This window comes from Suilimivivens aceti (assembly GCF_025567405.1).
GTDB lineage: Bacteria > Bacillota > Clostridia > Lachnospirales > Lachnospiraceae > Suilimivivens > Suilimivivens aceti.
The window spans coordinates 151,014-172,024 of sequence record NZ_JAOQKJ010000001.1 but is presented as its reverse complement, the minus strand read 5'-3'; the positions used below and the strand labels follow the sequence as shown (position 1 = coordinate 172,024).

Here is a 21,011-nt window from a genome sequence, read left to right as displayed (position 1 = left end):
GGAAAACGGTATGCTGCACTTTGGCATGACGAGGGCAGCGGCAAGAGTGGAGAGATCTGAAAATGTTAAAGAAATACAAAATATAACGTAAAAACAGTAATTAAAAAATAAAACAAATTTTTGCGTGGGCATATTGATACACAGGTTCGTTTATACTAAGATTAGAACATAAATCAGTTGTGCATCTGTCTTATTATACAGGCAGATGCATATAGTATAATAGAACGAAAAAGAGGAAATAAAATGTGCTTTTATATTGGTATTGAAGACTTGGCAGCGAATGCACTGATTGAGATTTTACAGTCTAAGAATGGGGATGACAGTCAGAATATTGTCACATATGCAGAGCTGGAAAAGTATGGTGCTGAAGTAGTGCATTATCTTGGTGAACAGGGAGAGAAGGCAGTTCTTATTTTATCCAGAGAGAATACGAATCATATGCTGTGCCGCTATTCGGATTTCTTTGTAGAAACAGAAACGGATAAGAAGGAGCCTGCCATTGAATTACGGAAAGGAAAGACAGTTTCAGATCTGATTGAAAGGTTTCGGACATATCTGGAGATAGATGTGCTGCTGGCTTTTATGAGTGAGAAGACTGTCAGTGTATTAATAAGGCAGAGTTTCAGAGATTGAGGAGAATTTTACAGACGAGTTATTCTCCATTATATTCTTCTGCTATACATAATCGCTTCGTACATTCTATCGGTGTTTTTCATTTGGGGAGTATAGCAGCTGCAGATACTACGAAGGACAATATGTTTTATATTTTTTATCGTAGAAAAAACCATAACAATATAAAGGATAAAAAAGAGTTCTGTAAAAGTCTGGTAGTGAAAACGATTGATACATAATGCTCAGCCTAATCCCTTCCGGTACTCCGTCGGTGTCAGCTGGTAGTAGTTCCGGAATGCTTTGCTGAAGTAGTGATTATCCGCATATCCGAGGCGCTCTGCAATATCGGAGATCTTGATATCCGGCTGGGCGAGCAGCTCTGCAGCACGCTCCATACGCAGCTTCAGGACATACTCATAGATGGTAAAGCCGTATTTGTTTTTAAACAGCTTGTTCAGATATTCCTGAGAGAAAAAGTACTTTTCTGCAAACATGGAGATGCGGATATTGGTACAGTAATTGCTCTCTATGTAGTCTTTGATAATAGTAACAATTTCATCAGGGGTGATGTGGTCGGTCTTGGCAGAAGTGTCAGAGATACCGAACACTGCATCAGGATCAATGGCCTTGACTGCCTTTTCAATGGCGCAGTTGAGGCTTTCTTCGTCTACGGGCTTCAGAAGATAATCGCAGGCACCGCTTCGGAGGGCATGCTGGGCATAGGAAAAGTCGTCATAGCCGCTGACTACGATGTACTGGCTGTCAGGGAATTCTTCATGGGCCTTTTCAAGGAAGGCACAGCCATCCATGACAGGCATGCTCATATCTACAAAAACGATATCCGGATGAAATTCGCGCATGGCGGCAAGGCCGTCCTTGCCATTGACCGCATAGCGTGGCGGTTCAATGCCATAATAGGCGAAACGGCCAAGCCTGGAAATGGCGATCTGGACAGGTTTTTCATCATCAATGATCAGAGAACGGTACATGGGAGCTCCTTTCGTGGAAAATGTCCTGGGAGTGATCCCGGGAAACGGGAAGAGTCAGGGAAATACTGGTGTATTTACCCTCTTCTGTATTGATCACAAACTTTGTTTCGCGGTTATAGAGGATCTGCATCCGGCTGTAAAGGTTTGCAAGACCAATGCCACTGTCCTTGCCGGAGGATTTCTGGGATGCAAAATCCTCGTAGATCTTCTGGAGGCGGTCATCAGAAATGCCACAGCCACTGTCCCTGACGGTGATCAGAAGATCATTTTCCATGAGTCTTACTGTAACGGTGATGTGGATAGAAGCTTGATTTTCGGATTTTCCGTGGATAATGGAATTCTCCACAAGAGTCTGAATGCTGATCTTGGGGATCAGGCAGTCAAGGGAAGCCGGATCGATCTCAGAGGAAAAGACAAGCGCATCTCCCATCCGCACTTTCTGCAGAAATACATAATTATCAGTATAGTTCATTTCCTGCCGGAGAGGAACCATAACGTTGCCTTTAATAGTATACCTCAGGTTAGAGGCGAGTGAGGTGATCATCTTATGAATTTGTGGCTGGTCATTGATCAGTGCTTCTGTGGAGATCGCCTGCAGGGTATTATACAGGAAATGGGGATTCAGCTGGGCTTCCAGTGCTGCCAGTCTGGCATCGTTGGCACGCAGCTTTGCCACATAATTTTCATCGATGAGACGGTCTATGTGCCGTACCATGCCATTAAAGCTCTGGGACAGCTCGCAGGTTTCCTGGCAGCCATCTGCCTGTATTCTGGTGGAAAAATCACCGGCTCCGGTCCGCTGCATCTGTACAGAAAGCTCCTTTAACGGGTTCATCAGGAGCTTTAGCAGAAGATAGATGAGAACCACCGTGATCAGCCAGAACAGAAAGCCATTGATCAGGATGGAGTGGCCAAGGTGTCCGATCTCAGCATCGATGCAGGCTTCCGGCATGAGGCAGACCATAGTCAGATCGCCGGTTGTGCCGGTATTGCTTACAAGGTAATAGGACTGATTGTTCAGTGTAATAGCCGGCTGCTCAGAGGAAGGAAGCGGCAGCAGCTCTGAAAGGGAAAAGGGAAGTGTATCGGCAGAGGAATATATCAGTTCCTGTTCGTTGTTCAGCAGAAGGAAGATCTCGCCGGTATCGCTGTGATCCTTTACGAGCCGTCTGGTAAAGCTGTCATCAAGGGTGACCTGGACGACGGCCTGGATGATCTGGCCGGGGACGGTAAACAGTGTGTGGTAATAGGTGAGATTACCGGAAGCATCACTTTCAATATAAAGGTTCCGTGGGCTGCCCTTGCATTTCTCCGCGGCATCAAGAAAGGGCTGGATATCCATATTCTGCTGCACAGTAAAGTGCTGCTGGCTTTCGTTTCTGCCAATGATCATGTCCTGATTGATCAGATAAAGCTCGTAGTCAAGGATATCACTTCTTGTATAGTAATTATAGAACATCTGCTGTTTGACGTAGCTGAGCTGTTCTGTGGTGATCGGTGTTTTCTGGTCAATGATCCTGGTATAGGAGGAGTCATAATAAGGCTGGATACAGAATTTGGCAAGGGAGTCCAGATACCAGTCTGAGTTTTCTGCCTCCAGGGAAAGGATCTGGGAGGTGGTGGACAGGTACTGGGAAAGAGTCAGCTCCTTGGTTGAGGTATAGTCTTTATGTACAAGCTGTACAGACACTGCAGTAGTCAGGAGTATCATAATAAAGATCAACTGGATCCATAATGGCACCGGATTCAGCATTCTGCGTATTTTTTGAATCCATGGGCGGAGTAATTCTTTTATTTTTGTGGATAATGACATTTTTTCACCCTCACTTCAGGCATATTATACAAAAAGTTTCAAAAAGTGAAAAGTGCTTTGTTCATTTTTTTACACCTTTCTGGTCAGTTTATTTCATTTTCAGGACAGGGACGAGTATCTTATAATGATTACATCAAGTAGAGAAGGAGGACGGAAATGAATAAGAAGGTTAAAAATGGATTGGAAATGGCAGCCTTTACAGTTCCGGCGATCATACTGGTCTGTCTGATGATGTATGTGCCTTTTATTCTGAGTGGCTACTATTCCCTGACAGAGTGGAATGGTATTTCCAAGGCCGTTAAATTCGTAGGACTTACCAATTTTAAAACGTTGTTTTCGCAGGGGGGTGACTTCCTTCCGGCACTCTGGTTTACGACGAAATATACCTTTTGCTTTGTGGTATTTTCCAATGTGCTGGCGCTGGCGCTGGCAGTGATGCTGACAAAGAAGTTTAAGGGGGCAAATTTCTTCCGGGGAATTTTCTTCGTTCCTTATATCATGAGCATGACGATCGTAGGCTTTATCTGGAAGTTCATTTTTACCAGCGGATTTGAGAAGCTGTATGAAGCAACGGACTGGAGCTTCTTAAATTTAAGCTGGCTTGGTGATACGAAGCTGGTATTCTTCTCGGTGGTATTAGTTGGGGTATGGCAGTCACTTGGCTTCTATATCGTGCTTTACATAGCCGGTCTTCAGGCAGTTCCGAAGGATGTCCTTGAGGCGGCGACTGTAGATGGAGCCGGCAGGGCGCAGACCTTTTTCAGGGTAACGCTTCCGCTTCTTGGACCGTCCTTTACGACTTGTATTTTCATGTCACTGACCAATGGTCTGAAGGTGTTCGACATTATCCTTGCACTGACCAAGGGAGGACCGGGAACGGCATCTAACAGTGTGACATTACAGATTTATAAGGAAGCATTTACGAATAATAATTATGGACTTGGTTCCGCAGAATCCATTATCTATTTCCTGTTTGTCATGGTCATTACACAGCTGGTGTTAAAGGCCTTCAGCAGAAGGGAGGTTGATCTGTAATGACGATCAAAGCAAAAAGAAGACTCCGGATGACAGTCATGATCCTCGTGCTTATTGTGGTTGCAGCTATTTATATTTATCCGGTGTTCCTTATGTTTATGAACTCTTTCAAGCCGTTTGGAGAGATCGTGGCGAATGTACTTGCCCTGCCAAAGAGCCTTGACTTAAGCAATTATACTTATGTTGTTAAGAAAATGGATTATCTGGCACTCTTTAAGAATAATGTGATCATCACTGTGATCGGTATTGTCGGGATCGTAATCTTTTCATCCATGGCAGCATACATCCTGGACAGAAGAAAGGGAACCTACAGCAGGATTGCTTATCTGATCATCACGACACCAATGCTGATCCCTTTTCAGACGATCATGATTACGTTGCTGAAATCCATGAATGTGATTCACCTTGCAGGCAGTAAGATCGGTCTCGGGATCCAGTACTGGGGATTTGGTATCCCCATGGCAACCTTCATCTTCTTTAACTTTATGAAGACGATCCCAAAGGAACTGGACGAAAGTGCGAAGATAGATGGAGCCTCCACCTTCCGCACCTACAGATCCATTATTTTCCCGCTGCTGAAGTCGGTGACGGTAACGGTTACCGTACTGGATGTTATGTGGATCTGGAACGATTTCCTGCTTCCGCTTCTGATGGTAAATAGCAATAATAAGACAAAGACACTGGTGCTTGCGGCATACACCTTTGTAGGACAGATGAATACCAAATGGAACTACGCACTGACTGCCATGGTGCTGACAGTTGTACCGTCTATCATCGTATTTATCCTGCTGCAGAAGTATATCGTAGAAGGTGTTGTGGCAGGAGCAGTAAAGGGCTGATTCCCCTGACGTAAAGTTCAAAATGATTTTTTCCTGTCTGTCTGCCGCAGTGAAGTGGGGATGATGTTATAGCCGGAAACAGACGGGTGAAAATAAAGTAAAAAAGGGATTCCCGAAGAGGGGACAAAGGAGGGTAAAAATGAAAAAGAAATTCATCAGCGCAATTCTTTGCGCAGCAATGACAATGAGCCTTCTGGCTGGCTGTGGATCATCCGCAGGAGACAGCAGCAGTGCATCCACTGACAGTACACAGGCCGGAGAGACAACAGAAGCAGCAGATACTTCTGCAGCAGAAGAGACAGCACAGGTTTCTTCTGACGAGCCCTGTGAGATCTATATGTTCATCAGTTCTCCGGAATATGCAGATGCGATCGGTGAACTCATTGATGCTTATAAGGAAGTAGCACCAAATGTGACCATCAACTATGAAACCACTCAGAATGACTATCCGACACTGTTAAAGGCAAAGCTGAATTCCGGTGAGGTTCCGGATATCTTTTCCTCTACATCAGGTAAGGAGATCGATGTTTACAAGGAATACTCTTATGATCTGGCAGGACAGCCGCTGACAGAGACCATGTCTGATGCAGTAGCGGCAACTATGCAGAGCCCGGCGGACGGAAGCGGATGCTACGGAATCGCGATCAAGGGAAATTATTTCGGTATCGTATACAACAAGGCGATCTTTGAAGAATGCGGTATTACTGAGTTCCCTTCAACTGTAAGTGCCATGAAGGATGCCTGTGAAAAGATCTCTGCAGCAGGATACAAGCCTTTCACGACCGGTTTCAATGAATGGTGGGTATATAAGCATGTAGCACAGCATTTCTTTGATGCTGCAGCTGCAAACGCAGGAATTTCCGCAGCAGAGCTGGTATCCGGCTTTGAAAATGGAACAGCCAAGATCTCAGACTATCCTGAGCTTTACAATAACTTCTTCGATTTCATCGATCTGGCTGTAAAGTACGGTGATGATAAGCCCCTTGAAACAGCACTCGATGGTGAGGAATCTGCTTTTGGTACAGGCAAGGCGGCTATGGTTCTCGGACAGGGCGCATGGATCGAAGCTGATGTTCTTTCCATCGATCCTGATATCCAGATCGGCTTCAATGGTTATCCTGTAACAGAGGATGCTTCCCAGTGCCAGGTTATTTCCGGTTCTGACCAGTCACTTCATGTAAACAAGGATTCTGCAGTACTTCAGCAGACACTTGATTTCATGAACTGGTGGTATACTTCTGATTATGGCAAGGCATGGTTTACAGATGTAGCAGGTGTTGTTCCTCCGATCAAATCTGATGTACAGAGTAACTTCGAGATCATCAAGCAGGGCGATGAGCTGGCAGCTTCTGCAGGTGCAGCAGACCTTGAGATCATTTACTCTACAGACAGCTGGCATCAGACCTTTGGTGAGATCATGCAGTCCTATATCGCAGGTGATCTTGACAAGGACGGTGCATGTGCGCAGATCGAGAAGCAGTGGCAGGAAATCGACGGTGCACAGTAGGCACTGGCTGTATGATTTCCATCTAAAAAGATAAGAGAGTCCGTTATCCTGTGGACAAAACAGGATAACGGGCTTTTTTGTGTGTGATGTGTGTGGTATACTGGTGAACATGAGAGAAAATAAGCTGATACGAATATTACTGATGATAAGTGCTGTGGCACTTCTGCTGCTGACGCTCTGGATCGCTTATCTGCGGACAGACCATGAGGCAGCCTTTCTGGAGGAGCTTACATTCACTGCGGAGGTGGATGGTGAAATGGTTTCCTTCAAGCCGTTTCTGGAGGAAACAGACGGAAGATATTATCTGATCCTGCCGTCCTGCTTTCAGGGAAAAGAGACAGAACTGACTGTGCATTATGACAAAGAGGATAGCAGGCTTTTCCTGAATGGGGAGAAGCTCCGGAACGGAAGTACCGTTTCCGGGATACAGGGAGAAGAGGTTTTTGCTTATCAGGTGAAGGGAGGCTTTGGTGAAACCTTCTGTGACCGTGAGCTGCAGGTGCTTATTTCTGAAAAGCTGCCATCGCTGCTTCTGACAGTAGAGGATACCTCCTTTCTGGAGAAGGATCTGGAGGCAGATAAGAAAAAGTATGCGCAGACAGGAGAGATTCTGCTGCTGGATCCATCCGGGGAGGCTGTCCTTACCGATCATCTGGAAAAGCTGAGGGTAAGGGGAAATCTGACGGCAACACTGGATAAGAAGCCCTATACCTTTACTCTGTCAAAGGAGGCTTCTGTGTGCGGCATGGCGACGGCGAGAAAGTGGAACCTGATCGCCAATGCTACAGATGGCTCCTATATGAGGAATAAGATCGTACTGGATCTGGCAGACAGGGCGGTAGGGGCAGAAGGCTATGAGCCGGATGGTGAATTTGTCGAGCTGTTTATGAATGGTGAATATCAGGGACTGTATCTCATTACAGAGGCAGTAGAGATCGGGGAAAACAGATGGGATATTGCAGAAGATGGCGGCTTCGCTTTTGAAATGGAGCTGGATTTCCGAAAGGAAAACGGGAAAGACTATATTACAACGACGGGCGGCAGGCTGTTCGAGGTGAAGGAAGCATCCGGCCGGAAGCTGAGTGCAGAGCGAAAGCAGGAAGCAGAGGAGCTGTTAAATGATGTAGAAAGCGCTTTGCTTGCGGATGATGGTATCAGCAATATCAGTGGAAAGCCACTGGAAGAGCTGATCGATATCCCCTCATGGGCGGCGGGATGGCTTGCGGAAGAGATTTCCGGTGATCATGATGTGGGAATTGCCAGTCAGTTTGCCTGCACGAAGGGAGAGAGTTCCCTGCTGTATGCAGGACCGGTATGGGATTTTGACGGAGCTATGGGGAATGTAAATACGCCTATGTATGGAATCCCGGAGGCGTTAACGGCATCCATTGCCATGAGCAGACCGGAAGGGAATGCCAATCAGAACATCTGGCTGGCTGCCATGTACCAGAATCCGGTTTTCCGGCAGGTGGTAGAAGAAATCTACGCATCATCCTTTCAGAAGCCGCTGGAAGAGCTGCTTGACAGCGGGATCAGTGATTACGGGGAGATGATCAGTCGTAGTGCGCAGCTGGATGCCCTCAGATGGAATGAAAAACGGCTTTCCTGGGCATTTGTCCTTCCAGATGGACTTGAAATCCCTGCAGAGGGGGATTATACAAGATTTGATACGCTTTCGCAGGAGATTTCCATGGTGAAGCAGTATCTTACAGAAAAAAGGGAGTTCCTTGACAGCATCTGGATAGAAAAAAAGGAATACTGTATTGTAGAAGTGAAGCGCAGGGCGCCGTTCCTTAATGAGGACTATAATCAGACACTGTATTACTGGGTGGAAAAGGGACAGCCTCTGCCGGCCATTCTGGATGAAGACAGAGAGGATAGTGTATTCCTTGGCTGCTTTGATGATGAGGATGGACAGCAGTATGTGGCAGGAACACCAGTCATGGACGATCTTGTACTGGTGGCCAGATGGGAACAGAAAGAGGAGTAAGGAGCAGAACAGGTGGAGGAAAAGCGGTATCGACACGAATATAAATATCCCCTTACGCATGGACAGGCATTGATCGAAAATGCTAAAATAAATGCAGTTGCATCCAGGGACAGCCATACTGGTGCAGATGGCTCTTATCAGATCAGAAGCCTGTATTTTGATGATTATCAGAACAGCTGCTATATGAGCAATGAAAATGGGGTCGATGAGAGAGAGAAGTTCCGGATCCGGATCTATAATCACAGTACAGAGCGGATCACTCTGGAGTGTAAGGAAAAGTATCGTGGGATGACACATAAAAGCAGCAGCCCGATCACACTGTCCCAGTGTGAAAAGCTGATGCGGGGAGAAATCCCTTCAGATATCACAAAGGAACAGAGGGTATTGCACCGGCTTGCTTATCTGATGGCAGTGCGGCTGATGCGGCCAGCCGTGATTGTGGAATATGAGCGTATTCCCTATGTATACAGGATGCAGGATGCCAATGTGAGAGTGACCTTTGACCGGAAGATCCTTTCCGGCAGTGATGTGAGAGCGTTTCTGGATGAAAGGATCGCGGGAAGAGGGATCCTGCCGGTAGGGACAGAGCTGATGGAAGTGAAGTTTGACAGCTTCCTGCCAGATGAGATATATCAGATCCTGCAGCTGGAGGGGCTTAAAGCATCTACCTTTTCCAAGTATTACCTGTGCAGAAAATTTCAGGTGCGGCAGAAGAGGTAAAAGATCTGCAGAGACAAAACTGGGGCAGGGCACTGCCGGAAGCTACAAATAATCGAAACAGAAAGGTTTGGACAGAGGAATGGGATTTTCAGATATTTTCAAAAAGGATTTTCTGGCATCATATACCAGTGAAACAGTGAGTGTGCCGCATATTGTGGCGGTACTTTTCATTACATGTATCATAGGCTGCTATATTTTTATGGTATACCGGGTGATCACAAGGAAAACCTTTTATTCCAGGAACTTTAATATTTCCATTGCGGCGATCGCAGTGATCACAGCAGGGATCATACTGGCAGTACAGTCCAGTATCGTGATTTCCCTTGGTATGGTGGGTGCTCTTTCCATTGTCAGATTCAGAACGGCAGTGAAGGAACCCATGGATCTGGTATTTCTGTTCTGGTCGATTGCTGTGGGGATCTGCTGCGGCGCACATGTGACAGAAATTGCGATCGTCCTGTCTGTATTACTGACGATCCTTGTGCTTATTTTAGATCGTATTCCAATTGGCAAGGCTCCAATGATCCTGGTGGTCAATCTGCAGGAGGGAAAGCAGGAGCCTGAGCTGGTGGAAAGGATCAGGGAATTCTGCAGATATTACAAGATCAAATCAAGGAATATTACCGGAAATGGCTGTAATCTGGTGATTGAGGTGCGGACATCTAAAGAATATGATCTGGTACAGAAGGTGCAGGAGCTGGAAGGTCTTGAGAGCGTATCCCTGATCTCCCATGATGGGGAGGTTACCTTCTAGGAACAGATGTGGGAAAAACAGAAGATGCGAAAAATGATTTCTCATTTCCACATCTTCTGCAATCCCCCTTTACAGGATAATTGTAATATAAAAATAACAACATTGTAAATAGTTAGTTATCGCACGCTGTTACTAATAGCAAAAAAAGGAGTTATTCATGAAAAAGCTGAATGGAACTGTTATTGTAACCTATCGCTGTAATGCACGCTGTAATATGTGCAACCGCTATAAGAAGCCATCCCTGCCGGATGAAGAGATTTCACTGGAAACGATAAAAAAGCTGCCTCCGATGTATTTTACCAATATCACAGGAGGAGAACCCTTCATACGGACAGATTTAAAGGATATTGTGAGGGAATTAAAGAAAAAGAGTGACCGTATCGTTATTTCCACGAATGGCTTTTTTACAGACCGTATTGTAGACCTGTGCAGGGAATTTCCTGATATCGGTATCCGTATTTCCATAGAAGGGCTGGAAGAAACAAATAATAAGATCCGTGGGCTGGAGAATGGGTTTCAAAGGGGCTATTCAACGCTGAAGCAGCTGGTGGATATGGGGATGAAGGATGTGGGCTTTGGCATGACAGTACAGGATGCCAATGCCAGGGATCTGGTAGCCCTGTATCAGCTCTCTGATAAGATGAATATGGAGTTTGCTACTGCATCTCTGCACAATTCCTTCTACTTTGTGGAAGCGAAGAACATTATTCATGACAGACCTATGGTGGCGCAGGAATTTGAAAACCTGATCAATGAGCTGCTGAAATCAAAGAGTCCCAAGAAATGGTTCCGGGCATATTTCAATCATGGACTGATCAACTATATCTATGGACAGAAGCGTCTCCTGCCCTGTGATATGGCGTTTGATACCTTCTTTATTGATCCTTACGGGGATGTTATGCCCTGTAATGGTACAAAGGATAAGGAAGTGATGGGGAATCTGAATGAGTGTGACAGCTTTGATGAGCTGTGGAACAGTCCTCAGGCAGATGCAGTACGGGCAAAGGTGCGCTGCTGTGATAGGAACTGCTGGATGATCGGTTCAGTTTCTCCGGCGATGCACAAGTATATCTGGGTGCCGGCGTTCTGGGTTCTCAGACATAAGCTGAAGTTCTGGACAGATAAGAAATACAGTATGTATGAAAATAAGATCGTAAGGGACTATCGTGACGGCAAGGTAACAAAATCGCAGCTGGACGCTTGTTCCACCTGCGATTTGCATGCCATGATCCATGACGGTTTGTCGGAGAAGTCAAGGGAAAAACTTGAGGGTGGTGCTGGACGTTAGCCTACAAAGTGCCAAGTGTCTTCTGCCCATTCGCCTCTGGTATAGTTGTAAAGGCGACGATATACCTTACCATTTTCTTCTTTATACCTATATCTGATAATGTCAGAACAAGGAGCAACAGCGGAGAAATCACTCGAAGAAAATGACTCAGCAGAAGAGGTTTCTGCTGCAAAAACAGGGGTTGACATTACGAGAAAAGAAACAAAAAAAGTAATAAATGACTTTGTGAGTATTTTTTTGATTTTCATGCATAATTCTCCTTTTAATGTGTTTTTGACTTACCGACTATATATTGATAATACAATAAAATAAATATCATGTCAATTAAATAAAAGTGATAAAAATTTATCTTTGACTAGTAAGGAAATTCCGTGTAAATGGGTATATAGGGATCAGATATTTCAGATTCATTCATTAAAAAATTTGTATCTAAGTATAAATCATAAGTTCCATCTGGATTGACAATATAAAATAAATTTCGATCATCGGATGTGAATGTAGAAATAGCATTTTGAGAATCTACCCTATATGGCTCAAACACAAAAACCAATGAGATCATTAATGCTCCAATAAGCAGCAGACTGGAAACCAGCCCATTTGGTGCCAATGTTTTGATCTTATCAGGGCTTCCGATGATCATTTGTATTCTTTGGCTGAGAGAAGACGGCTTTTTGGCAGATTTGGTTTTTGAAGATTTATTCAACCTGGAATCGTCTGTCTTTGTAGAGCTGTAGGTGGCAGTAAAAGCGAATGTCGTCTTTTTCTCTGCAAGGGTTCTTGCCATGCTGGTAAGGCTTTTGGAATAGTCCAGGCGACCAAGAGGTTCTAACGGTGCGATAACCTTGGAATCCACACTGATTTCTATGATACGGTTGATCTCCTTTACGAAGATTTTAACCAGTGGATTCCAGAAGTAGATCACCTCAAGAAGAGAACAAAGGAACTTATACAAGGTATGGTGGTTATAGTAGTGGGCTGTTTCATGGCTGAGAATATAGAATAGCGCTTCTTTGGAATGAACGCTGTCAGGCAGGACGATAACCGGATGGAAAATGCCATATATGAAGGGTGTGATATTCCTTGGAGTTATGTAGATCCTGAAAACAGCTTTGCTTTTCTGGTGGCAGGAAGTGATCTTATGAAGTATGGCATATGCGTCAGAGTCAGGTGCAGCTTCTCGAAGCCGATATCGTTGCCGGATAGTGGCGAACTGGAGAAAAAGCCGTGAGCCGCAGATAAGGATGCCAATGTACCAAGCAATCATAAAAATAGTAAAGATATTGATGGGATGACCGAGAATGTTGATCTCCAGCATAACAAAGAGATCATACAGATAGGATAAGCCCAACTTTACAGGTACAGAAACAGTGAAGGGAAATTCAAATGGTAAAAGGAAACGAAGCAGAATAACAAGAGAGCTGAGAAGGAACAGATCAATATTAAAATAATTGATCACAGATGTCTTAACAACCTGATTAAGGGCAATAACAAAAACAGCATTGATAATGATCATGCTTAAGAGGGTAGAAAACGTGAAACTCATATGCTTGTCAATCCTTTCCTGTTTGGTCGATCTCTCATTTACCTTTCAGGAAAGGACAGGACAAATAACTTTCTAGTTTTTCTTGGAAAGCTCCTCTCTTTTCTGAGAGATAAGTTGCTCGAGACTGTCAATTTCTGACAGGAGATCTGAGGTATCTTTTTCCTCTTCGAGTAAAGTTGCTACAAAGGAAGAGGGGGAGAAGGGCTTACCGGAAACCTTGCTGAAGGCATTCTCAAATTTCTGAATTTCAAATTGATCAGGTGTCATGGTCGGCTTATAGCTTCTGCTGAGAACGGTTCCACTATAAACGATCTCATCCACTGCGATCAGCTTCTTCTGAAGAAGCTTTTTCAGAACAGCCTGTACAGTATTAATGGATAAGTCATCACGCATAGAGGTGATTTCGGAAGCCACCATAGATTTTCCGGATTCCCAAAGAATATCCAAAATATCTCTTTCTCTGTTAGTTAAACGGTATCTGTCATTTCGGCTGAGTGTCATAATTTCTTCCCTTACTTTTGTATAATAATGTTGTTAACATAAACATTAACGTATACATATCATAGAAGAAACATGGAAAAAAGTCAATAAAATAAGAGAACGAATATTGAACAATATTTACTCATAATAACACTATAGGACGATAATGCCACGCAGAAATGTAAAATGATTAACAGACGATTCCCCTTCATAAGTAACATCAGTCTTTCTGACAACACTTATTATACAACGTAAAACAGAATATTCAAGACTGTTTTATGAGAAATGTATAAAAATCAGCATATTGACAAATAATGCACAGAAATAACAAATAAAAATGTCCTAAAAGTGGGAAATGGTATTTATATAATTGCAAATTATTTCTACAGTTTAATGCAGTTTGAAAAATTTGGAAATATGTCTTAAAATAGGACACACTATGCATAAGAATATACTAAAATAGTAATGATCCACTTATTCAAATGAGGAAAGAAAGGATAGCAAGCAGAGGATGGAAAAGATGGATACAAATCTCCAAAATTTTAATGTAGTTGGCGACAATGTAAGACGATACAGAGTAGAACAGGACTTAAGTCAGAAGGAATTATCTGAGAGACTGGAAACATATGCTGTTTATATCTGCAGAGGATCAATTTCAAGAATTGAGCGTCATGAAAGGGCTGTTATGGATTTTGAACTGAAAGCACTTGCTGAGGCTCTGAAGGTTACAATTTACGATCTCTACGAGTAAATAAGGATGATCGAAAAGAAGCGATAAGCGCACTGGCAGATGCGGTGCGCTTTTTGTAGTGGGTGGATTATTTATTTGCCGCATCGTCTGCTGATAATATACTTGGGACGACGTTTGATCTCATCATAAATACGGGAGATGTAGTGGCCTATAATGCCAAGGCTGATCATTAATATGCTGCCAATGATCAGAAGCAGGAGGATCACAGTAGTAAAACCTTCCTGCGCAGTGCCGGTGAAATAGCGGTACAGTGACTGTATGCCAAGTACAAGGGAAAACACCAGCATGATCCAGCCAAGCAGTGTTACAGCCTGCATGGGTGCACCGGAAAAGGAAGTGATATTCCGGATCGCATACTTGGTAAGGCTCCACATGGACCATTTGGAGGTTCCGACTGTACGTTCCTGCACTTCGAAAGGAACCTGGATGCTGCAAAAGCCGATCCAGGAAGAAAGGGCTCGGAAAAAGGGAGCACGCTCTGGCATGGCAAGCAGGGCATCTACAGCCTGTCTGTCCAAAAGTTTAAAATCGGAAGCGTTTGCCATATCAATATGGGTAAGCCTGCTGATGATAGCATAAAAGCCGTTGGCACAGAGATGGTGGAAAGCACTTTCCTTTCCACGGGAAGTCTTGACGCCTTCCACAACCTCGTAGCCCTGTTCCCAGAGGTGGTACATTTCTATGATCGTGCAGGGAGGATGCTGCAGGTCGCAGTCCATGATAACACAGCATGCCCCTTTTGCTTCTGCAAGTCCTGCGAAGATGGCAGACTCTTTGCCAAAGTTCCGGGAAAACGAGATTCCCTGTACTTCCGGATTGTCTTTTGAGAGCCTGCTGATCTCCTGATAGGTTCTGTCCCGGGAACCATCATCTACAAAAATGATCTCAAATGGAATCTGACTTTCAGAAAGGATTTTCTTTACTGTCTGGAAGGTTGTCTGTATCATGGCTTCTTCGTTATAAGAAGGAATGATCACAGAAAGCGTTTTATTGGAAGGATTCATAATATACCTCTTTTTCTGATTGGCTACAGTAACAGTATACGCAAGAAAAAAAAGAAATGCAATGTTATCCTTGGGAAAGAGGAGCTGGCAGGCTTGAAAGAACAGGAACAATCCTCTATAATCGTGAATGTATGATACAGAGTGAAATGGCACAGGTCTGAGTGAAAATGACAGACAGTAAAAGACAGGATGGAAATATGCCGGAAACGACAAATTATGAAAAAAGAAAAAAGATCATAAAGCTTCTGACAGCATTTTACCTGATTCCCTTGGGGATCATGGTTCTGTTTAATGCGGTGAACAGTCTGCTGAGGACTACGTATTTTGACCTGTATAAGGACATGGAAACGGCAAAATATAAATGGGACGATCCAATCCTTCTGCTGATCGTTACAGGAATTGTTTTATTTCTCTTATACAGACTGTCGATAACGGAATGGTTTCAGCGGACAGGAAAATTATCTCTGACAGCATTGCTGTTTGGAACGGGAGTAAGTCTTGTGATCGTACTGCTTGTCAGGGGAACGGCAATTTGTGACGGAGAAACGGTAAGTGAAATTGCCGTCAGCTTTATGCAGGGAAATTATGATGCATTCAGGCAGGGAGAATATCTGTATAATTATTCGTTCCAGATTGGCCTTACAGCGTTTCTTGAAGTGCTGTATCATCTGGCAGGAGTAGAAAATTATCTGGCTTTTCAGATCATAAATGTGGCAGCTGTTGCTATCATCCTGTTTTCTCTGGATCAGATCACGAAAGAGCTTTTCCTGGAGAATGTCAGGAAGCTGGAGTCGGTTCTGTCAATGGGAATGCTGCCGCTTTTTCTGTTTTCTACCTTTGTGTATGGAGATCTGATCGGCTGGGCTTTTGGAATGCTGGCAATCTGGCAGATGCTCTGCTATCTGAAAAGGGATGGGGGGAAATATCTGCTCAGGATAGCAGTATTGCTGGCATGCGGCATTGTGATCAAGTCCAATATCAATATTGTTCTTGTGGCAGTAGTGATTGCTGTTTTACTGAATTGCTTCCAAAAGAGAAAATATAGACATTTGCTGTATATACTCCCCGTGATCTTACTGCCGGTGATGTGTAACTCTGCAATAGAGGGTGTTTATGTACAGAGAGCAGGACTTGACAGATACCCGGAGGGGATTCCAAAGCTTGCATGGGTGGCTATGAGTATGCAGGAGGGAGATGAAGGCGGGTATGCCTGCGGATGGTACAATGGTTATAACTGGGCGGTATATGGACAGAATGGATTTGACAGGACTGCTACAGAAAAAGCCTGTGTGGAAAACCTGAAGCAGTCACTGTCACGTTTTTTGCATGAGCAGAAATATGCGCTGAATTATTTCTATAAGAAGTTTACTTCTCAGTGGAATGCTCCGGATTTTCAGGCAATGATCAGTAATGAGTGGTGCACCAGGCATTCTCTGCAAACGACAGGGATCGCAAAATGGTTTCTGTTTGAAGAGGGAAGGGAAATTTTGCTTTTTGTTATGAATAGATATCATTTTCTGATATTTCTGCTGACAGGGACTTATTTTGGCATAGAAGTGTTCAGAAAAAGGGACTGGGATCTGCCTAAGGCATATTTTATGCTGAATATTTTTGGAGGCTTTCTGTTCCATATGATCTGGGAGGCACAGTCCAGGTATGTGCTTGGATATTTCGTATTGATGCTGCCGCTTGCGGCTGCAGGTCTTGCAGACATTCTTGATAATGTCAGGAAGAGAAAAGAAAAAAGAAAAGAAAAACTGGCACAGGCTGCCAGATGATGGAGGATATATATGAAACCACTTGATACAGACAAAACATATCTGATTACGGGAGGAGCCGGATTTATCGGATTTTCCCTTTCCAGGGAGCTTCTGAAAAAGGGAGCCAGAGTCATCGGGCTTGATAATATGAATGATTATTATGAGGTATCGCTGAAAGAAGACAGGCTGGCGATCCTGAAAGAATACGAGGGCTACACCTTTGAAAAGGGAGATATTGCGGATAAGGAAGCTGTTCACAGGATATTTGAAGCCTATCATCCTGATATTGTGGTGAATCTGGCAGCCCAGGCGGGGGTCAGATACAGTATTACCAACCCGGATGCTTATATTCAGTCCAATCTGGTAGGATTTTTTGAAATTCTGGAAGCGTGCAGATATTTTGGGGTGGAGCATCTGGTATTTGCTTCCTCCAGCTCTGTGTATGGTGGGAACAAGAAGGTTCCCTTTTCTACAGAGGATAAGGTGGATCAGCCGGTGAGCCTGTATGCGGCTACGAAAAAGTCCAATGAGCTGATGGCTTATGCCTACAGCAAATTATATGGGATACCGTTGACCGGACTGCGCTTTTTTACTGTGTATGGCCCCATGGGAAGACCGGATATGGCATATTTTAAATTTGCGAAGAAGATCATGGCAGGAGAACCGATCCAGATTTATAATCATGGGGATATGAAGCGTGATTTTACTTATATTGATGATATTGTGACCGGAGTGGAGAACATTCTCTGCAATCCGCCGGCACAGGATGAGAACGGTGCAGCTTATAAGATCTACAATATAGGAAACCATAAGCCAGAGAAGCTGATGGATTATATCAGTGTATTGGAAAAGTGTCTGGGAAAGGAAGCAAAGAAGGAATTCCTGCCAATGCAGCCGGGAGATGTATACGAAACCTATGCGGATGTCAGTGAGCTGATGAAGGATTTTGATTTCAAGCCATCCACAACTATAGAAGAGGGATTGTCCAGATTTGCAGAGTGGTTTTTGCAGTATTACGCATAAATCTATGAAATACTGCATAGTATATGATGAACCACAGGGAAAGAACGCGATTCATTAAGATTTTATTAAAGTTTCTGAAGGAAACCTTAATACGCTTGGAAAACTCTTTTCTATTTTAGTGAATGTGCTATGATGAGATTGCAGATGAGAGTTATGGAATCTCAAAGGAGTGTGAAAATTATGAAAAAATGGAGAAATATAATTGTGGGAGGCCTGATCACAGCGTTATTTGTCTTTTCGCTCAGTGGCTGTGCAGGGAAAGAAACAGAGAGTGGGAGTCAGGAAAACGCAGCAGATAATGTGATCATTACGGAGACAGGGGAAACCCTGGTGCAGGAGCAGCCAACGGAAGAACCGGAGACTGCAGCGACACCTGAAGCACAGAGTGATCTCCCGGCGCCGGATGTGGTGCCGGAGGAAATGCCACAGGAGCCGGAGCAGGAGCAGGTGGTTTCAGAGGAAGATCAGACAGAAAGTAAAGGCGGCCATCTGCAGATTGTATTTATGGGAGACAGTATTTTTGATAACAGCAGGGATGGTACCGGAATTCCCTATCTGACATCGGAGGCCTGTGATGCAGACTGCTATAATCTGGCGATTGGTGGAACCTGTGCAGCAATTGAACTGGATGAAAAATATGAAAGTGATCAGTGGACATCCAGAAGCCTTGTAGGAATTGTAAAAGCGATCAGGGGTGATATATCAACAGACATTTTTAATGGCACAAGGGCAGGGGAAATTTTGAGCAGTGGGAAAGTGGATTTTTCAAAGACAGATTATTTTATAATAGAATATGGTATGAATGATCTTCTCCGGGCTACTCCTATGAGCAATTCGGATAATGGATATGATATCAGAACCTATGTAGGTGCACTCAGATATGCAGTGTCCAATTTGAGTGAATATGCACCTGATGCAACGATAATCCTCTGCGCACCGAATTATGCCATGTTTTATAATGGGGATAAATTTATCGGTGATGGTAATACCCTGAATACAGGCTATGGCACACTTTTTGACTATAAGGGAAGCTGTGAGTATGTGGCAAAGGAGCAGGGAGCAGAATTCTTTGATGCTTATCTGGATCTTGGCATAGACGGGTATACGGCAGAAGAATATCTGGAGGATGGTGTGCATCTGACAGAGGCAGGAAGAAGGCTGTATGCGGATGCTCTTTCCGAGATGATCCTGTCTATTGAGGAGACAAAAAATAATTAAGCAATAGTGTATATATATTTGCTTTTGGAAAGCGCTTTTTGACGATTTTATGGGCATCGTTCAAGAAGCGCTTTTCTTGACCATTCCTTTATATCGTGATACCATAAACATTATGGGGCAGCAGGCGATAGAAGCTGCTGACAAGAGGGAAAAGGAGTAAAATGGTCAGCCTATGAAGGAAAAGATCCAAAAGAAGGATATCATTATATTGACCATCCTGTGGCTTTCCTATCTTGCTTTTAATGGAATCCTGCTGGCAGGGCATGAGCTGTGGAGAGATGAAGCCAATGTCTGGCTGATCGCCAGGGAGCTGTCGGTTCCGGAACTGTTTGCACAGATCAGGTTTCAGGGGCATCCCTGTCTGTGGTATCTTCTGGTGATGCCATTCGCCAAGGCAGGACTTCCCTTTCAGACGATCAGCATACTCAGCTATGTGATCATGGGAATAACGGCAGGAATATTTGTATACCGGGCACCGTTTTATCCGGTGACGAAGCTTTGCTGCTTATTCAGTCCGGTATTTTCCTATTATTATTCTGTGGTAGCGAGAAATTATTGTCTGATCGCCCTTTTTCTGGTAGTATTGGCAGCTTTTTATAAGGATCGTAAGCGGAAGCCGGTAGTCTGTGGTCTGCTGCTTGGACTTCTGGTACAGGCAGATACGATCGCACTGGCACCAGCAGGACTGATCTCCCTGATGTGGCTGTGGGAAGCAGCATCAGAAAGTGTCCATAAGAAACAGAAGAATGCGTTTATGCAGGCAGCAAAGGGATTATGGATTCCGTTTGCCAGTCTGATGCTGTGGATCTATGAATTCCACGGGGTGTCAGACAGTCCGGAATATCAGATGCAGGATCTGGGATTTACTTCACTGCTGACTGAAATTAAAAATTTTTCCCTTCATATTCTCTCCAGAATGACAGGAGTGGGGAAGACAGCAGATCTGCTGTTAATTTTACTTTTTCTCGCAGCAGGAATCTGGATTGGCGTGAAAAAGAAAAATTTCTTCCCTGTGATCGTGGCAGCAGGAACTTTCCTGTTTGAGGCACTGTTCAGTGTGCTGGTGTACCAGCTTCATATCTGGCATTATATCGCAATAGTATTTGCTGTGATCTGGTGCTTCTGGATCCTTCTGGAAACGGATGGAGAGAGCGCTGGTCAGTCAGGAAGCACAAAAGAAGCTGCACGTATTCTGCCGGAGATTTTCCTGATCATCATCTCGATACTGATGTTTGTACAATGGAATAGTGCAGAGGAAAGCTCAAGCCTTCAGAATGCTTTATCCGGGGTATATTCTGATGGTGTAAATGCAGCTTCCTACATCAGGGAAAATGTGCCGGAGGATTCACTGATCATCAGTACGGATGTATCGGAGGCATCCACAGTGATCGCTTATCTTGGGAAGAAATATCAGTTTTATTATGCGGGAAATGGAAAAATCGAAACCTTTGCAGATTATACAGAGGAACAGAAGGGCGGGATCGAATATGCAGATCTGCTGGACTGGATCAGTGATACTTTTCCGGATAAGAAAAGCTTTTATATTTTAAAATGTGAGCAGAACTGTATCAGCAGCTTCGAACCGGGAGAAGAAAACAGCAGGATCTGCTATGAGACAATGACAGATACAGCGAAGGGAGAAGCCTATACGCTGTATGAAATAGAAATACCATAAGTGAGAGGAT

General features: G+C 44.1%; 19 protein-coding genes. 13 read left to right on the top strand and 6 right to left on the bottom strand.

Going from position 1 to position 21,011, the window contains the following annotated elements; all coding sequences use genetic code 11:
* The first annotated feature begins 243 nt into the window (after positions 1 to 243).
* Complete coding sequence (locus OCV77_RS00740) at positions 244 to 633, top strand: hypothetical protein (RefSeq protein WP_262572390.1); 390 nt, start codon at positions 244 to 246, stop codon at positions 631 to 633.
* A 221-nt stretch (positions 634 to 854) separates the two neighbouring features.
* On the opposite strand, the gene OCV77_RS00735 is transcribed toward OCV77_RS00740, so the two are convergent.
* Together OCV77_RS00735 and OCV77_RS00730 are read right to left on the bottom strand one after the other, a co-directional pair.
* Positions 855 to 1,601 (bottom strand): response regulator transcription factor, encoded by a 747-nt coding sequence (locus tag OCV77_RS00735; protein ID WP_262572388.1) that lies wholly within the window; start codon positions 1,599 to 1,601, stop codon positions 855 to 857.
* A complete protein-coding gene (locus tag OCV77_RS00730) occupies positions 1,579 to 3,414 on the bottom strand; it encodes a sensor histidine kinase (protein ID WP_262572385.1) in 1,836 nt (611 codons plus the stop codon). Before OCV77_RS00730 ends, OCV77_RS00735 begins: the two co-directional genes overlap by 23 nt.
* Before the next feature lie 156 nt (positions 3,415 to 3,570).
* On the opposite strand from OCV77_RS00730, the gene OCV77_RS00725 reads away from it, so the two are divergent.
* From OCV77_RS00725 to OCV77_RS00695, 7 genes are all read left to right on the top strand, one after another.
* Positions 3,571 to 4,449: a carbohydrate ABC transporter permease gene (locus tag OCV77_RS00725; RefSeq protein ID WP_262572383.1), complete on the top strand. Its 879-nt coding sequence runs from the start codon at positions 3,571 to 3,573 to the stop codon at positions 4,447 to 4,449.
* Positions 4,449 to 5,288 (top strand): carbohydrate ABC transporter permease, encoded by an 840-nt coding sequence (locus tag OCV77_RS00720; protein ID WP_262572382.1) that lies wholly within the window; start codon positions 4,449 to 4,451, stop codon positions 5,286 to 5,288. The genes OCV77_RS00725 and OCV77_RS00720 overlap by 1 nt, the downstream gene beginning before the upstream one ends.
* A gap of 139 nt (positions 5,289 to 5,427) precedes the next feature.
* Entirely contained in the window at positions 5,428 to 6,795 is a 1,368-nt protein-coding gene (locus OCV77_RS00715; RefSeq protein ID WP_262572380.1) for an ABC transporter substrate-binding protein, read from the top strand.
* 109 nt (positions 6,796 to 6,904) lie between these two features.
* Positions 6,905 to 8,785 (top strand): CotH kinase family protein, encoded by a 1,881-nt coding sequence (locus OCV77_RS00710; protein WP_262572745.1) that lies wholly within the window; start codon positions 6,905 to 6,907, stop codon positions 8,783 to 8,785.
* A 12-nt stretch (positions 8,786 to 8,797) separates the two neighbouring features.
* Positions 8,798 to 9,505, top strand: coding sequence for a polyphosphate polymerase domain-containing protein (locus tag OCV77_RS00705; RefSeq protein ID WP_262572378.1), 708 nt, complete (start codon positions 8,798 to 8,800; stop codon positions 9,503 to 9,505).
* Positions 9,506 to 9,584: 79 nt separating this feature from the next.
* A complete protein-coding gene (locus OCV77_RS00700) occupies positions 9,585 to 10,259 on the top strand; it encodes a DUF4956 domain-containing protein (protein ID WP_262572376.1) in 675 nt (224 codons plus the stop codon).
* 157 nt (positions 10,260 to 10,416) lie between these two features.
* On the top strand, positions 10,417 to 11,547 hold the full coding sequence (locus OCV77_RS00695) for a radical SAM protein (RefSeq protein WP_262572373.1): 1,131 nt from the start codon (positions 10,417 to 10,419) through the stop codon (positions 11,545 to 11,547).
* On the opposite strand, the gene OCV77_RS00690 is transcribed toward OCV77_RS00695, so the two are convergent.
* The 3 genes from OCV77_RS00690 to OCV77_RS00680 all read right to left on the bottom strand — a co-directional run bounded on the left by OCV77_RS00690 (position 11,544) and on the right by OCV77_RS00680 (position 13,591).
* On the bottom strand, positions 11,544 to 11,795 hold the full coding sequence (locus OCV77_RS00690) for a hypothetical protein (protein ID WP_262572371.1): 252 nt from the start codon (positions 11,793 to 11,795) through the stop codon (positions 11,544 to 11,546). The genes OCV77_RS00695 and OCV77_RS00690 overlap by 4 nt on opposite strands.
* Positions 11,796 to 11,902: 107 nt before the next feature.
* The gene (locus tag OCV77_RS00685) at positions 11,903 to 13,090 is read right to left on the bottom strand and encodes a M56 family metallopeptidase (protein WP_262572369.1); all 1,188 of its coding nucleotides are present in this window, start codon (positions 13,088 to 13,090) and stop codon (positions 11,903 to 11,905) included.
* Between the two features lie 72 nt (positions 13,091 to 13,162).
* The gene (locus tag OCV77_RS00680) at positions 13,163 to 13,591 is read right to left on the bottom strand and encodes a BlaI/MecI/CopY family transcriptional regulator (protein WP_118798282.1); all 429 of its coding nucleotides are present in this window, start codon (positions 13,589 to 13,591) and stop codon (positions 13,163 to 13,165) included.
* A gap of 499 nt (positions 13,592 to 14,090) precedes the next feature.
* Here OCV77_RS00680 and OCV77_RS00675 point away from each other — a divergent pair, with 499 nt between their 5' ends.
* Complete coding sequence (locus OCV77_RS00675) at positions 14,091 to 14,321, top strand: helix-turn-helix domain-containing protein (RefSeq protein ID WP_118798426.1); 231 nt, start codon at positions 14,091 to 14,093, stop codon at positions 14,319 to 14,321.
* A 71-nt stretch (positions 14,322 to 14,392) separates the two neighbouring features.
* Here the strand turns inward: OCV77_RS00675 and OCV77_RS00670 are convergent, their stop codons facing one another.
* On the bottom strand, positions 14,393 to 15,325 hold the full coding sequence (locus OCV77_RS00670; protein WP_262572366.1) for a glycosyltransferase family 2 protein: 933 nt from the start codon (positions 15,323 to 15,325) through the stop codon (positions 14,393 to 14,395).
* Between the two features lie 197 nt (positions 15,326 to 15,522).
* Here OCV77_RS00670 and OCV77_RS00665 point away from each other — a divergent pair, with 197 nt between their 5' ends.
* The 4 genes from OCV77_RS00665 to OCV77_RS00650 all read left to right on the top strand — a co-directional run bounded on the left by OCV77_RS00665 (position 15,523) and on the right by OCV77_RS00650 (position 21,001).
* Entirely contained in the window at positions 15,523 to 17,103 is a 1,581-nt protein-coding gene (locus OCV77_RS00665; RefSeq protein WP_262572365.1) for a glycosyltransferase family 39 protein, read from the top strand.
* A gap of 12 nt (positions 17,104 to 17,115) precedes the next feature.
* A complete protein-coding gene (locus OCV77_RS00660) occupies positions 17,116 to 18,108 on the top strand; it encodes an NAD-dependent epimerase (protein WP_262572363.1) in 993 nt (330 codons plus the stop codon).
* A 180-nt stretch (positions 18,109 to 18,288) separates the two neighbouring features.
* The gene (locus OCV77_RS00655) at positions 18,289 to 19,326 is read left to right on the top strand and encodes an SGNH/GDSL hydrolase family protein (protein WP_262572362.1); all 1,038 of its coding nucleotides are present in this window, start codon (positions 18,289 to 18,291) and stop codon (positions 19,324 to 19,326) included.
* Between the two features lie 172 nt (positions 19,327 to 19,498).
* Entirely contained in the window at positions 19,499 to 21,001 is a 1,503-nt protein-coding gene (locus OCV77_RS00650; protein ID WP_262572361.1) for a hypothetical protein, read from the top strand.
* Positions 21,002 to 21,011 lie beyond the last annotated feature (10 nt).

Bases quoted from the DNA above. Each gene is read 5' to 3' on its own strand.
- OCV77_RS00740 (WP_262572390.1), top strand. From the start codon at position 244: ATGTGCTTTTATATTGGTATTGAAGACTTGGCAGCGAATGCACTGATT.
- OCV77_RS00735 (WP_262572388.1), bottom strand. From the start codon at position 1,601: ATGTACCGTTCTCTGATCATTGATGATGAAAAACCTGTCCAGATCGCC.
- OCV77_RS00730 (WP_262572385.1), bottom strand. From the start codon at position 3,414: ATGTCATTATCCACAAAAATAAAAGAATTACTCCGCCCATGGATTCAA.
- OCV77_RS00725 (WP_262572383.1), top strand. From the start codon at position 3,571: ATGAATAAGAAGGTTAAAAATGGATTGGAAATGGCAGCCTTTACAGTT.
- OCV77_RS00720 (WP_262572382.1), top strand. From the start codon at position 4,449: ATGACGATCAAAGCAAAAAGAAGACTCCGGATGACAGTCATGATCCTC.
- OCV77_RS00715 (WP_262572380.1), top strand. From the start codon at position 5,428: ATGAAAAAGAAATTCATCAGCGCAATTCTTTGCGCAGCAATGACAATG.
- OCV77_RS00710 (WP_262572745.1), top strand. From the start codon at position 6,905: ATGAGAGAAAATAAGCTGATACGAATATTACTGATGATAAGTGCTGTG.
- OCV77_RS00700 (WP_262572376.1), top strand. From the start codon at position 9,585: ATGGGATTTTCAGATATTTTCAAAAAGGATTTTCTGGCATCATATACC.
- OCV77_RS00695 (WP_262572373.1), top strand. From the start codon at position 10,417: ATGAAAAAGCTGAATGGAACTGTTATTGTAACCTATCGCTGTAATGCA.
- OCV77_RS00690 (WP_262572371.1), bottom strand. From the start codon at position 11,795: ATGAAAATCAAAAAAATACTCACAAAGTCATTTATTACTTTTTTTGTT.
- OCV77_RS00685 (WP_262572369.1), bottom strand. From the start codon at position 13,090: ATGAGTTTCACGTTTTCTACCCTCTTAAGCATGATCATTATCAATGCT.
- OCV77_RS00680 (WP_118798282.1), bottom strand. From the start codon at position 13,591: ATGACACTCAGCCGAAATGACAGATACCGTTTAACTAACAGAGAAAGA.
- OCV77_RS00675 (WP_118798426.1), top strand. From the start codon at position 14,091: ATGGATACAAATCTCCAAAATTTTAATGTAGTTGGCGACAATGTAAGA.
- OCV77_RS00670 (WP_262572366.1), bottom strand. From the start codon at position 15,325: ATGAATCCTTCCAATAAAACGCTTTCTGTGATCATTCCTTCTTATAAC.
- OCV77_RS00665 (WP_262572365.1), top strand. From the start codon at position 15,523: ATGCCGGAAACGACAAATTATGAAAAAAGAAAAAAGATCATAAAGCTT.
- OCV77_RS00660 (WP_262572363.1), top strand. From the start codon at position 17,116: ATGAAACCACTTGATACAGACAAAACATATCTGATTACGGGAGGAGCC.
- OCV77_RS00655 (WP_262572362.1), top strand. From the start codon at position 18,289: ATGAAAAAATGGAGAAATATAATTGTGGGAGGCCTGATCACAGCGTTA.
- OCV77_RS00650 (WP_262572361.1), top strand. From the start codon at position 19,499: ATGAAGGAAAAGATCCAAAAGAAGGATATCATTATATTGACCATCCTG.